Source organism: Exiguobacterium sp. RM11 (assembly GCF_059821525.1).
Map to the genome: position 1 here is coordinate 1,640,139 of NZ_CM187558.1, position 13,326 is coordinate 1,653,464.

Sequence of the window (13,326 nt, forward strand, 5' to 3'; positions counted from 1 at the left end):
TCTCGATCGATTAACGACGGAGACCGAGGCGTTGAATCAATTCACGGTAGCGCGTAACGTCCTTGTTACGAAGGTACGTAAGCAAGTTACGACGACGTCCAACCATTTTCAAGAGACCGCGACGTGAGTGGTGGTCTTTCTTGTGTGTACGAAGGTGAGCGTTCAATGTGTTGATTTGTTCAGTCAACACTGCCACTTGTACTTCCGGTGAACCAGTGTCACCTTGTTTAGTCGCGTATTCCGCGATAATTTCGTTTTTACGTTCTTTTGAGAGTGCCATTGCCTCTCCACCTCCATTTAATTAAAAATTGCCGCGTTGCCGAGCCGGCGTTGGTGAATCGACCAGCCAAGCGAAACGGTGTACTTTGCGTACTTGACAAGGATAGCGTAACCGCAACCGAAAGTCAAGATAGGATTGAGCGTGCCGATACCTCATCCTGTTTCAGTTGAGCGACCAATGCATCTAACCCATCGAACGCTCGCTCGTTACGAATATACTGAACCCACTCGATCTCGATCACTTGCCCGTACAAATCCTCCGAAAAGTCAAAGAGATGACTTTCGACAGAGACTGCTCCCGTCTCATAGAACGTCGGACGACGCCCGACGTTGGTCATCGCCTCGAACGTCCGACCATCAGGGAGCGTGACACGTGTCGCATACACGCCGAGTCGTGGCATGACATATGAGGCGTCCATCAACACGTTTGCTGTCGGGAACCCGATTGTACGCCCTCTCGCATCTCCGTGAATGACTCCACCGCAGATGACATAAGGGGCACCGAGTAACTCTTGAGCCGCGTCGACGTGGCCTTCAGCTAATAATTTACGAATTCGCGTCGATGATACCTTTTCTCCATTCATCGTCTGTTCTGTAACAATGGACGTCGTGAACTGATCGCGAGAATGGTATGGGAGTGTCTCCATCGTCCCTTCACCGAACTTGCCGTACGAGTAATCAAATCCTGCCGTCACGTGTACGGCTCCAGCAGCAATCAAATAATCGTCGACAAACTGTTGAGGAGATAATCCAGCCAACTCTTTCGTAAAGGTCAAGACGAGACATCGCTCGACCCCGAGCGCTTCGATTCGTTTCAATTTTCGGGATAGCGGTGTGATATAACGGACCGCGTCGGATTTGTTTGAGAGTACTTGTTTCGGGTGTGGGTCGAACGTGACGACCGTCACCGGAAGGTTATGCTCCGCTGCAACACGCTTCGCATGATTGATCACGGCTTGATGCCCTTTATGAACACCGTCAAAAAAACCGAGTACCATGACCGATGGATACAGGTCAGGCGTTTCTGGATAGGTGAGATGTCTTGTTTCCATACTGTCAATTTCCCCCTTAGTCGATGGCCAGCATGACCTCGACTGTAGCGTCTGTCGTTCCATCTTGTCTTCGATATAAAGCAAGAGGGATTCCTTCTTCATTATAGACAGTAAATAACTCAAATTCGAGCGAAACGCCGTTCAGCTTGCCACCATTCCGAATATACCGCTCCCGATTCTTTGGAATCGTGATGGCTGGCCAACGTTTGATGACCTCTTCGAGTGGGATGACATGCGCCATTCGTTCTTCGACCGTCTCTAATGCCTGTAACTGTTCGAGGGATATAGCGTTCGCTTCTTCGAAAGAGCCGGAGCTCGTGCGTCTCAGTTCGCTCATATGGGCAGGGTAACCGAGCTTCTCACCGATTTGTACAGCGAGTGTACGAATGTACGTCCCTTTTCCGCAATCGATTTCCATTTGGAAACGACATACTCCTTCTTCAAACGTTAACTCGCTCGTCCGCTCCAGACGGTGAATCTCGACCATCCGACGGGGGCGTTCTACGGTTTGGCCTTTGCGGGCGTACTCATACAGTTTCTTCCCATTGACCTTGACCGCTGAATAATAAGGTGGAATCTGTTCAATCGTTCCGACCAATTGTCGCATCGCTTCATCAATCTGTGACTCGACCAACTCATTCGGTGTGACTGTCTTCTGTTCTACGACCTCGCCATGAGCGTCCTCGGTCATAGTGGCCGTCCCGATTGTCACCTCGGCCACGTAACACTTGCCCTCATCCGTGATAAAACGAGATAACTTCGTAGCACGTCCTAAACAGATTGGTAATACGCCTGTCACTTCCGGGTCAAGCGTGCCCGTATGACCCACTTTTTTCGTTTGAAACAACTTTCGTAACTTGAACACGCAGTCATGACTCGTCATGCCTCGGTCCTTATCGAGTACAAGCACTCCGTTCGGTTCCAACTTCATCCCTCCATACAAAAAAGGGAGAACGATGTCTCCCCTTTCAAATTATTGGTCTTTGTTCAAATCACGAATCAATGAATCGATATGGCTACCATATGCGACCGAAGAATCGTATTCAAACGAGATTTCTGGTGTTTTACGAAGACGGATGCGGTTCCCGATTTCGCGACGGATAAATCCTTTCGCTTTGTCGAGACCTGCTTGCGTTTCTGCTTTCACATCTTCCTCATCACCGAGCACCGTATAGTAGACCGTCGCTTGTTGTAAGTCCCCTGTCACATCAACGCTCGTAATTGTAGCGTTCTTTGTACGTGGGTCACTCACTTCCCGTAACAAGACATCTGTAATCTCTTTACGCATTTGCTCGGCAACACGTTGGGCACGAATTTTCATACGTGATCCCTCCTCACATTATTTACGTTCGACTTCTTTCATGACGAACGCTTCAATAACATCTTCTACTTTGATGTCATCAAATTTCTCTACTTTAATCCCACACTCATAACCAGCCGCAACTTCTTTTACGTCATCTTTGAAGCGGCGAAGCGTATCGAGCTTGCCTTCATATACGACGATTCCGTTACGAATAACACGAACACCAGCGTCACGTGTGATTTTACCTTCAGTCACATAACAACCTGCAATCGTACCGACTTTCGATACTTTGAAGACGTCACGGACTTCGACTTGACCAGTGATTTCTTCGACGAACTCAGGGTCAAGCATCCCTTTCATCGCGCTCTCGATTTCTTCGATTGCGTTGTAGATGATGCGGTGGAGACGCATTTCAACATTTTCCTGTTCAGCCATCGAACGGGCGTTACCGTCAGGACGTACGTTGAAACCGATGATGACGGCGTTCGCAGCTGATGCGAGAATGACGTCACCTTCTGTGATGGCACCGACACCTTGGTGAACGATGTTAACTTTGACGCCTTCGACATCAATCTTACGGAGTGAACCAGCCAATGCTTCAGCCGAACCTTGTACGTCTGCTTTAATGATGACGTTCAAGTCTTTCACTTCACCTTCTTGAATACGGCTGAACAAATCGTCAAGGCTGACTTTCGCTGATTCACGGCGTTGTGACTCGAGATAACGTTGGTAACGTTTTTCTCCGATTGCACGTGCTTTCTTCTCATCTTCAAACACGATGAACTGATCACCGGCTTGTGGCACATCGTTCAAACCTGTGATTTCAATCGGTGTAGATGGACCGACTTGTTTCACACGACGACCGATATCGTTAACCATTGCACGGACGCGACCGAACGTGCTACCGACAACGATTGGGTCACCGATACGAAGCGTACCGTGTTGAACGAGAAGCGTTGCAACAGGTCCACGACCTTTGTCGAGTTTTGCTTCGATGACTGATCCACGAGCTGGCATGTCGGGCGTCGACTTGTATTCTTCGACTTCAGATACGAGAAGAATCATCTCGAGCAACTCATCGATTCCTTCACCTTTAATCGCAGAGATCGGAACGAAAATCGTTTCGCCGCCCCACTCTTCCGGAATGAGACCAAACTCAGTCAACTCTTGTTTGACACGGTCAGGGTTTGCCCCTTCTTTGTCCATTTTGTTGACCGCAACGATGATTGGAACGTTCGCTGCTTTCGCGTGCGAGATCGCTTCCTCTGTTTGTGGCATGACGCCATCATCAGCCGCGACGACGATAATGGCGATATCTGTCACTTCCGCACCACGTGCACGCATCGTTGTGAACGCCGCGTGACCTGGCGTATCGAGGAATGTGATTTTCTTGTCGTTTACAGACACTTGGTACGCACCGATATGTTGCGTGATCCCACCCGCTTCTCCTGCAACGACTTTCGTGTTACGAATCGAGTCAAGAAGTGTCGTTTTACCGTGGTCAACGTGACCCATGATTGTAACGACCGCTGGGCGCTCTTCAAGATCATATTGTGAGAAGTCAATCTCAACTGTTTCGAAGTCTGTCTCATCGACGACGACTTCTTTTTCTACTTCAAAACCAAACTCTGAAGCGAGCAACTCGATTGTTTCGTCATCGAGTGTCTGGTTGATTGTCGCCATCACACCAAGACCCATCAATTTCATAATGATTTCGTTTGGTTTTTTGTTCATTTTCTCTGCGAGGTCAGAGACACTGAGCACATCCTCATACTTGATGACGTTCCCCATCTCTGCTTCTTGAGCGAGACGAGCCGCTTTACGCTGACTTGTCTTCGAATTTGGATCGGCTTCTTGTGGCACAGCCGCTTTTACCGGCTTGCCTTTACCTTTCCCTTTTCCGCGTTTTTTATTGCGCGGATCGTTGTTGCGGTTGTCGTTACGATGTTGACCACCGCGATTATTTTGACCGCCACGGTTTTGTTGCGCCGCTTGCGGACGTGACTGTTCTTTTTTCTCTTGTTTCGGCTCGTTTGAAGTTGAAGTCGCTTTCGCTTCAGCTTGCTTCTCAGCGCGATATTTTTCTGGATTGAATACACGGTCCAACTGTTTGACTGTCTCATCATCGAGGACGGCCATGTGGTTTTTCACCGGTTTGTTCAATTTTTCTAGTTGAGTAATGACTTGCTTACTCGTTACATTCTGTTCTTTTGCAAATTCATAGACGCGTTTTCCCAAAGCATCCACCTCCGTTAATAGTTAAGAGAGAAGTTGCTTAAGCTTGTTCGCAAATCCGGATTCTGTCACCGATACGACGACACGCATATCTTTACCGAGTGCGGCACCGATCGTATAGCGATCGCTCACTTCAATCAGCGGCACTTGATAAGATGCACACTTGTCGGTGACTCGTTTTTTCGTCGAGGCACCTGCATCTCCGGCTAGAATGACGAGCTTGGCACGACCCGCTCGCACATCCTTTAATACAAACTCTTCTCCCATCGTTACTTTCCTTGCTCGAGCGGCAAGGCCTAACAATGATTCCCACTGACTCATGATTCGTCACCTGCGGCAGCTTTCAACTGCTCATACAAGTCATCGCTCGTTTTCACTTTCAAATGATGATCGAGCGTCCGTTTTTTCTCTGCTTGACGAACAACATCGATATCTTTTGATAAGTAGGCACCGCGACCGTTCACTTTACCCGTCTGATCGATGACCACGTCACCTTCAGGCGTTCGAACGACACGAATCAATTCTTTCTTCGGGAGCATTTCTTGTGTGACCACACACTTACGCAAAGGAAGTTTCTTTTGCTTCATGGTCATTCCTCTTCTTTCACCACAGCTGTTTCAACTGAAGCATCTGATAAGTCTTGTTCAACTTCATTTTGAACAATTTCTGGTTCTGATTCAACTTTTTCAGCGAACGTATCGAACAAATCGAGTGCTTCCGCATCTGTCTCGCTCTTAATGTCGATTTTCCAACCAGTCAATTTCGCTGCGAGACGAGCGTTTTGACCACGTTTTCCAATCGCGAGTGACAATTGGTAGTCCGGTACGACGACTGTCGTCGACTTCGCAGGCTCATTGACATAGACGGCAACGACTTGCGCCGGGCTGAGTGCGTTTCGAACGAATTCTTTCGGGTCTTCAGACCAACGAACGATATCGATTTTCTCACCGTTCAACTCGTCGACGATCGTTTGGACACGTTGTCCTTTCGGTCCGACACATGCGCCGACCGGGTCAACGATATCCGAGTGCACTGCAATTTTCGAACGGTCACCTGCTTCACGCGATACAGACATGACATCGACTGTTCCGTTTGAAATCTCAGGCACTTCAAGTTCGAACAAACGGCGCAAAAGTCCCGGATGCGTACGCGACACTTGAATCGCAGCTCCTGAACCTTTTGTCGTTGAATCAACTTTCGTCACGTATACTTTGATACGGTCGTGAATCTGATACGACTCGTTCGGCATTTGTTCGTTCGGAGTGAGGACTGCTTCGATGTTGTTCTCAAGACCGATATACAAGTTGCGCGGGTCAAAACGCTCCACAATCCCTGTCATAATCTCGTCTTCTTTATCTGCGAAGTGGTTGTAGATGCGTTCACGCTCCGCTTCACGCATCTTCTGCGTCACGACTTGTTTCGCCGTCATCGCTGCGACACGTCCGAAATCACTTGGTGTGACTTCTTCTTTATGGAAGTCACCAAGTTCATAGTTCGGGTCGATTTCATGTGCTTCCTCAAGCGAGAGCTGTTGGTCTGGTTGTGTGAGACGTTCGACGACTTCTAAAAGTGCGTAGACACGAATGTCTCCTGTCACCTGGTCGAATTCGACTTTCACATGCTCATTCGGGTTCGCGACGTTTCGGCGGTATGCAGAAATGAGCGCTTGTTCGAGAGCGTCGATAATAATATTTTTGTCAATTCCTTTTTCTTTGGCAATCTGTTCGATTGTAGTGAGTAATTGTGGACCCATCTTCTTCCCTCTCCTTAACTAAACGTGACCGCTAAGCGGGCTTGTGCAATTTTGTCTACCGGTAGCGATACCGCTTTTTTTCTCGTCTTGATGCGTGTCTCGATCACGACCGTTTCCCCATCATATGCCGTCAAAATTCCTTCAAACTCCTTGGCACCATCGATCGGAGCGAACGTTTTCATGTAGACGTTTTTGCCTACAGCACGTTCGAAATCACTCGGCTTTTTAAGCGGACGCTCCGCACCAGGACTCGAGACATCAAGATAATAAGCCTGTTCAATCGGATCGGTTTCGTTCAGTTTTTCCGAGAGTTGTTCATTGATATTGACGCAATCGTCTAAATCGACGCCCCCTGGTTTATCGATGTAAACGCGCAAGAACCAGTCTGGACCTTCTTTTACGAATTCCACATCGACCAATTCCATGTTTTCTCGTTCGACGATTGGCAACGCAATCGATTCAACGACTTCTGTTATTTTGGACACTCTCATCCCTCCTTCTGGCTTTTACATACAAGAAAGGAGTAGGGTTCCCTACTCCTTTCCGTCGTAGTATCCAACTTTGTTCGATACCAATATATCATATTTTCCCGACAAATCGCAACTTACACCCCAAAATCAAAGAATGAGAGTTGGTTCTCATCAGGCAAGCCTTCGAGACATTTCATCGTATCAAGTGTCTCGATGACCGTTTTCGATAGCTTCGCTCGTTTGCGTAAATCTTCTTTCGAAAGGAACTGCCCTTCCTCCCTCGCTTCGACAATCGCTTTTGCCGCATTCGTTCCGAGCCCATCGACCGCATTGAATGGAGGAATCAACGTATTATCCTCAATCAAGAACTCTGTCGCGCTTGAACGATACAAGTCGATATTTTGGAACTTCATGCCCCGCTCAAGCATCTCAAGCGCAAGTTCGAGGACCGTATGCAATCCTTTATCTTTCGCTGTCGCGTCGAAGCCTTTTTCACGAATATCCGACATCGCTTTACGGACGGCTTGAGGACCTTTGATCATCGCAGATAAGTCAAAGTCCCCGGCGCGCACGGTGAAGTAGGTCGCATAGTACAGGATAGGATGATGCACTTTGAAATACGCGATACGAACGGCCATCAAGACGTATGCCGTCGCGTGCGCTTTCGGGAACATGTATTTGATCTTCTTACAAGAAGAGATATACCATTCCGGTACATCGTTCTCCCGCATCTCTGACTCCATCTCCTCTGTGAGACCTTTCCCTTTACGGACGGATTCCATGATTTTGAAGGCGAACGATGGCTCGAGCCCTGCGTAAATCAAATAGACCATGATGTCGTCACGACAACCGATAACGTCTTTCAGTTCACACGTCCCGTTGTAAATCAGTTCGTTCGCGTTACCAAGCCACACATCCGTCCCGTGAGACAGACCTGAGATCTGAACGAGCTCCGAGAACGTGGACGGTTTCGTCTCTTCAAGCATCTGACGGACGAACTTCGTCCCAAACTCAGGAATCCCAAGTGTGCCGGTCTTCGACTCGATCTGTTCCGGTGTCACTCCGAGCACTTCTGGCGAGGAGAAAATTTTCATGACGGTCGGATCGTCTGTCGGAATCGTTTTCGGATCGATCCCGGATAAGTCTTGGAGCATCCGAATGACGGTCGGATCATCGTGCCCGAGAATATCGAGCTTCAATAAGTTGTCATGGATGGAATGGAAGTCGAAGTGTGTCGTTTTCCATTCAGACGAGTTGTCATCCGCCGGATATTGAATCGGTGAGATATCCGCGATGTCCATATAGTCAGGAACAACGATGATTCCACCCGGGTGCTGCCCCGTCGTCCGTTTCACGCCGGTAACCCCGGAGACGAGACGATCGACCTCAGCGTTTCGATAAATCTTGTCGTTCTCGGTCGCATATCCTTTCACGTACCCATATGCCGTCTTATCCGCAATCGTTCCAATCGTGCCGGCACGATATACATATTCTTCTCCGAACAACACCTTTGTATAGGCGTGGGCATGCGGTTGATATTCACCCGAGAAGTTCAAATCGATATCTGGCACTTTGTCCCCTTTGAATCCAAGGAACGTTTCGAACGGAATATCATGTCCATCTTTTGTATACCATGTGCCACATTCCGGACACTCTTTGTCCGGTAAGTCATATCCCGAACCGACCGACCCGTCGTTGAAGAAGTGCGAATGTTGACAGTTTGGACATACGTAGTGCGGCGGTAGCGGATTGACCTCGGTGATCTCTGTCATCGTAGCGACGAGACTCGACCCAACCGACCCACGCGAACCGACCAAGTATCCGTCGTCTAGAGATTTCTTAACGAGTTTATGTGAGATTAAGTAGATGACCGCAAATCCATGGCCAATGATCGATTTCAATTCTTTTTCTAGACGTGCCTCAACGATTTCAGGAAGCTCGTCCCCATAAATCGAACGGGCCATGTCGTAGCTCATATTCCGAACCTCGTCATCCGCCCCTTCAATTTTCGGCGTATATAAGTCATCCGGAATGATTTGAATCGATTCGATTTGATCGGCGATCGCATTCGGGTTCGTGATGACGATTTCACGTGCCAAGTCGTCACCAAGAAACTTGAACTCTTCCATCATTTCCTTCGTCGTCCGGAAATGGGCGTGTGGCAACTCTTTTCGAGTATTGATAAAGTTTGCCCCACCTTGAGTACGAATCAAAATCTCACGATACGAGCGGTCTGACCGATCGAGATAGTGCACATTTCCTGTCGCACATACCGGCAACTCGGCTTTCTCCGCTACACGGATGATTCGTTTAATGATCTCACGGAGCTCCATCTCATTCGCGACAATCTCTTTATCGATCAAATGATGATAGAGCGCCGGTGGGTGAATCTCGATAAAGTCGTAAAACGACATCATCTTCTCGAGCTCATCATCTGACTTGTTCAAAGCAGCGTCAAAAATCTCACCATTGTCACAAGCCGAACCAATCAATAGTCCTTCACGGCGTTTCACGAGCTCTGAACGTGGCATCCGTGCCATCCGATATAAATAATCGATATGAGAGAGTGAAATGAGTTCGTATAAATGACGAAGTCCTGGCTTTTTATTTTTCGCATAAATCGTCGCATGAAACGGACGAATCTTCGACACGTCACTCCCGACTTTGGCGTTCAACGAGCGATGCGTCGTCATCTCAAACATCTGTTTGGCGAGGTCGAGAAGTTTCATCAACAAATACGCTGTCGCTTCCGCGTCATAAATCGCACGGTGATGCTGAGTCAATTCGATATCGAATCGCTTCGCAAGCGTGTTTAGTCGGTGATTCTTCAAGGTCGGCATCAATGTACGAGCCAGCTCGAGTGTATCGATGACCGGGTAATCATCCGGTTCATGACCTCCGCTCCGAAGTGTCGCCTCGAGGAAGCCCATGTCGAACGATGCGTTATGGGCGACGAGGATACTGTCACCACACCATTCGACGAACTGTTTCGTGATGACTTCTGGGTCAGGTTGTCCTTGAACCATGTCATCCGTGATTCCCGTCAACTCGATCGTCGTCGCCGACAACGCATGTTTCGGGTCAGCGAACGCCTCAAAGCGGTCGATGATCTCCCCATCCTTGATTTTGACACCAGCGAGCTCGATGATTTTATTGTAGACGGCAGAAAGTCCCGTCGTCTCGACGTCAAAGACGACGTATGTTGCATCATCTAATGACACATCACTTGGATGATAGGCGACCGGAACGCCATCATTGACGACGTTCGCCTCGACCCCATACAACACTTTGATGTCATTTTTCTTCCCGGCATAATACGCTTCCGGGAACGCTTGGACACCAGCATGATCGGTAATCGCAATCGCACGATGTCCCCACTTAGCAGCACGCGCGACGAGAGCGGACACGTTCGTGACTGCGTCCATTTGACTCATCTGTGTATGTGCGTGGAGTTCGACCCGCTTCTCACCTTCCCACTCATCTCGGGGTGGCTCGACTTTCACTTCTTGGAGTTGCGACGCCATCATGCATAGTTCACGCATGAACGAATCATCCTCGACTCGTCCTGCCGTTTGAATCCACATGCCCTTCTTGACGGCACTGAGCATCCGGTCGTCATCGTCATCGCGCGCAAACACTTTCACGATGAGCGAATCCGTATAATCCGTCATTTTGAAAGTGAATAGCTTTTTCCCACTCTTCAGCTCTTTTCGCTCCGCAGAGAAGACGAGACCACGAATCGCGACGCGGCGCTCTTCTTCGATGATCGTCTTGATTGGGACAATCTCATCTTTGATGAGCGCACCCATCCGAATCTCTGTGATGGGCTCGTCATTCGTTTCCGTCGCTTTAGCGAATTGTGCCGCAAGCGCCATTTTCGCTTGCTCGATATCTTCTTGTACCACTTGTTCACGTAAAGCCTGACTGGCTTCGGCGTCTTCAGAAAAGTGTGCCTGACACGGTTTTTTCGTGAACCCATAAGCGCTATAGAGCGCTTGGACTTCTTGACAGAGCTCTTTGTCCACATAGCTCGCCTCAGGTCCGGACCGTACCGGGATCAACAATTTATTCTGTTCAAATCGCGGTGAGACCGATCCGAAATAGCTTCGCATCGCTCCGGACACTTGACTCAACTCACTGACGATTCGTGGCCAGTAATCGATATAGTCCTGCTCGCTCCCACCTTTTGCTGTCGAGAACCGCGCGTACACTTCGTCAGCGAACGTCGCGTACCGATTTTCTAACCGACTCATGAACAATTGATGGACGTCGTACGGTAAGACTGTCGGAAATGTAAAATAAAACGTCCACGTACGTCGTTTTTTATTGACGACGAGTCGTGAGAGTTCCGCTTCGTCGAACAGGTCTGTCTCAGTCGTGATCCCAAGATCACTTAATAATAGTTGCATCTTTTGATTTGCTTCCACGGGTCCGTCTTTCCCCCTTTATGCCAATTCGACAAATGAAGGTGACCGCTTACGCTGTCACCTTCATCCATTAATTAATGAACTTCGCTAAATTTTGAAGTGATGACTTGTTTCAATTCGTCGATTGAAGTTTCAATCACTTCGCCTGTGGCACGTACTTTTACTTCAACGATTCCTTCACCGGCTTTTTTCCCGACGTTGACGCGAATCGGAAGACCGATCAAGTCTGCATCGGCAAATTTGACGCCCGCTCGTTCTTTTCGATCATCGAACAAGACATCGTACGTTTGGCCGAGCTCTTCATAAAGACGATTTGCAAGTTCAACTTGCACCTCATCTTTCGTGTTGATTGCAATCAAATGAAGATCGAACGGCGCCACGTTTCGTGGCCAGATGATTCCACGATCGTCATGATGTTGTTCGACGATGGCAGAAAGTGTCCGTGACACACCGATTCCATAGCAACCCATGATGAGTGGTTCAGCACGACCTTCTTCGTTTAAGAATGTCGCTCCCATCGCCTCTGAATAACGTGTCCCAAGTTTGAAGACTTGCCCGACTTCGATTCCGCGAGCGAAACGAACAGGACCCGACTCGTCAGGTGCTAAATCGCCTTCGACGACGAAACGTAAATCATGATAAGTCAATTCTCCTAAGTCACGCTCGGCATTTACGCCTGTGTAGTGCGTGTTTGCTTCGTTCGCTCCACAAACAGCGTCCACGAGATACTTGACCGCATAGTCGGCAACGACTTTAACTGGCGCATGGATTGGTCCGAGCGTACCTGGTGCACACTTGAACAACTCGACGATTTTTGCCTCATCTTCGAGTTGAATATCGAGTCCACCGAGTGCGTTCTTCACTTTGACCTCGTTCGCTTCGTGGTCGCCACGAACGATTGCCATCACCGTCTCTCCATCCACATTGAATAGGACAGATTTGATGGTCGTCTTTGGATCGACGTTCAAGAATTTCGCTACGTCTTCAATCGTGCGATTTTCTTCCGTGTCCACTTTTTCGAGTGGACGTACGTCAGCTTGTTGCATCTCATAACGGTCGAGTGTTTCTGCCATTTCAATGTTCGCCGCATAGTTCGATGAATCGGTATAAACGATCGTGTCTTCACCGATATCAGCGAGCGCTTGGAATTCGTGCGTATCTTTCCCGCCGATTGCTCCAGAGTCTGCGACGACCGGACGATACTTAAGACCTGTGCGGTCGAAGATGCGTGAGTACGCGTTATACATGTTTGTATATTCTTCGTCTAAGTCTTCTTGTGTCGCGTGGAATGAGTATGCATCCTTCATCAAGAACTCACGTCCGCGAAGCAATCCAAAGCGCGGACGACGTTCATCGCGATACTTCGTTTGAATCTGATACAAGTTCATCGGAAGTTTTTTATACGAGTTGAGCTCGTCTCGGACGATTGATGTGATCAATTCTTCGTGTGTCGCACCGAGTGCGAAGCGACGGTCATGGCGGTCAGTCAATCGCATCAATTCAGGACCATAAATGCCCCAACGTCCCGTCTCTTCCCATAGTTCTGCCGGTTGGATGGCCGGCATCAATAACTCTTGTGCACCCGCACGATTCATCTCTTCACGGATGATTGTTTGGATGTTGTGTAACACTTTATGTCCGAGTGGAAGATAAGAATAGATTCCTGCCGCATTTTGACGGATGAATCCTCCACGGACGAGAAGTTGATGGCTGACCGCTTCCGCGTCAGCCGGTACTTCTCTCAATGTAGGCATGAGCAATCTAGATTGTTTCATACAGTTCAACGTTTCCCTTCTCTACAAACAGC

The 13,326-nt window shown here is 48.6% G+C and carries 11 protein-coding genes; all 11 read right to left on the reverse strand.

The annotated features are described in order from the left end of the window. Positions 1-10: 10 nt before the first annotated feature. Positions 11-280 (reverse strand): 30S ribosomal protein S15, encoded by a 270-nt coding sequence (rpsO, locus tag AC5LIL_RS08570; protein WP_074034662.1) that lies wholly within the window; start codon positions 278-280, stop codon positions 11-13. A gap of 124 nt (positions 281-404) precedes the next feature. Beyond that, the gene (locus AC5LIL_RS08575; protein WP_499823882.1) at positions 405-1,331 is read right to left on the reverse strand and encodes a bifunctional riboflavin kinase/FAD synthetase; all 927 of its coding nucleotides are present in this window, start codon (positions 1,329-1,331) and stop codon (positions 405-407) included. A 16-nt stretch (positions 1,332-1,347) separates the two neighbouring features. After that, positions 1,348-2,262, reverse strand: coding sequence for a tRNA pseudouridine(55) synthase TruB (gene truB / locus AC5LIL_RS08580; RefSeq protein WP_251126857.1), 915 nt, complete (start codon positions 2,260-2,262; stop codon positions 1,348-1,350). A gap of 42 nt (positions 2,263-2,304) precedes the next feature. Further along, positions 2,305-2,652, reverse strand: a complete 348-nt coding sequence (gene rbfA / locus AC5LIL_RS08585) for a 30S ribosome-binding factor RbfA (protein ID WP_015881430.1) — start codon at positions 2,650-2,652, stop codon at positions 2,305-2,307. 18 nt (positions 2,653-2,670) lie between these two features. Beyond that, a complete protein-coding gene (gene infB / locus AC5LIL_RS08590) occupies positions 2,671-4,872 on the reverse strand; it encodes a translation initiation factor IF-2 (RefSeq protein WP_074034665.1) in 2,202 nt (733 codons plus the stop codon). Positions 4,873-4,893: 21 nt separating this feature from the next. After that, complete coding sequence (locus tag AC5LIL_RS08595; protein WP_015881428.1) at positions 4,894-5,190, reverse strand: YlxQ family RNA-binding protein; 297 nt, start codon at positions 5,188-5,190, stop codon at positions 4,894-4,896. Next, a complete protein-coding gene (gene rnpM / locus AC5LIL_RS08600; RefSeq protein ID WP_214875499.1) occupies positions 5,187-5,462 on the reverse strand; it encodes an RNase P modulator RnpM in 276 nt (91 codons plus the stop codon). Before rnpM ends, AC5LIL_RS08595 begins: the two co-directional genes overlap by 4 nt. After that, positions 5,459-6,622, reverse strand: coding sequence for a transcription termination factor NusA (gene nusA, locus AC5LIL_RS08605; protein ID WP_214745422.1), 1,164 nt, complete (start codon positions 6,620-6,622; stop codon positions 5,459-5,461). Before nusA ends, rnpM begins: the two co-directional genes overlap by 4 nt. 14 nt (positions 6,623-6,636) lie before the next feature. Beyond that, on the reverse strand, positions 6,637-7,107 hold the full coding sequence (gene rimP / locus AC5LIL_RS08610; RefSeq protein ID WP_015881425.1) for a ribosome maturation factor RimP: 471 nt from the start codon (positions 7,105-7,107) through the stop codon (positions 6,637-6,639). Positions 7,108-7,226: 119 nt separating this feature from the next. Further along, entirely contained in the window at positions 7,227-11,519 is a 4,293-nt protein-coding gene (locus AC5LIL_RS08615; RefSeq protein ID WP_499823883.1) for a PolC-type DNA polymerase III, read from the reverse strand. Positions 11,520-11,593: 74 nt separating this feature from the next. Continuing rightward, the gene (locus tag AC5LIL_RS08620) at positions 11,594-13,294 is read right to left on the reverse strand and encodes a proline--tRNA ligase (RefSeq protein ID WP_499823884.1); all 1,701 of its coding nucleotides are present in this window, start codon (positions 13,292-13,294) and stop codon (positions 11,594-11,596) included. Between the last annotated feature and the right edge of the window lie 32 nt (positions 13,295-13,326).

Excerpts from the sequence above, each read along its gene's own strand:
- rpsO (WP_074034662.1), bottom strand. The coding sequence starts at position 280 with ATGGCACTCTCAAAAGAACGTAAAAACGAAATTATCGCGGAATACGCG.
- AC5LIL_RS08575 (WP_499823882.1), bottom strand. The coding sequence starts at position 1,331 with ATGGAAACAAGACATCTCACCTATCCAGAAACGCCTGACCTGTATCCA.
- truB (WP_251126857.1), bottom strand. The coding sequence starts at position 2,262 with ATGAAGTTGGAACCGAACGGAGTGCTTGTACTCGATAAGGACCGAGGC.
- rbfA (WP_015881430.1), bottom strand. The coding sequence starts at position 2,652 with ATGAAAATTCGTGCCCAACGTGTTGCCGAGCAAATGCGTAAAGAGATT.
- AC5LIL_RS08595 (WP_015881428.1), bottom strand. The coding sequence starts at position 5,190 with ATGAGTCAGTGGGAATCATTGTTAGGCCTTGCCGCTCGAGCAAGGAAA.
- rnpM (WP_214875499.1), bottom strand. The coding sequence starts at position 5,462 with ATGACCATGAAGCAAAAGAAACTTCCTTTGCGTAAGTGTGTGGTCACA.
- nusA (WP_214745422.1), bottom strand. The coding sequence starts at position 6,622 with ATGGGTCCACAATTACTCACTACAATCGAACAGATTGCCAAAGAAAAA.
- AC5LIL_RS08620 (WP_499823884.1), bottom strand. The coding sequence starts at position 13,294 with ATGAAACAATCTAGATTGCTCATGCCTACATTGAGAGAAGTACCGGCT.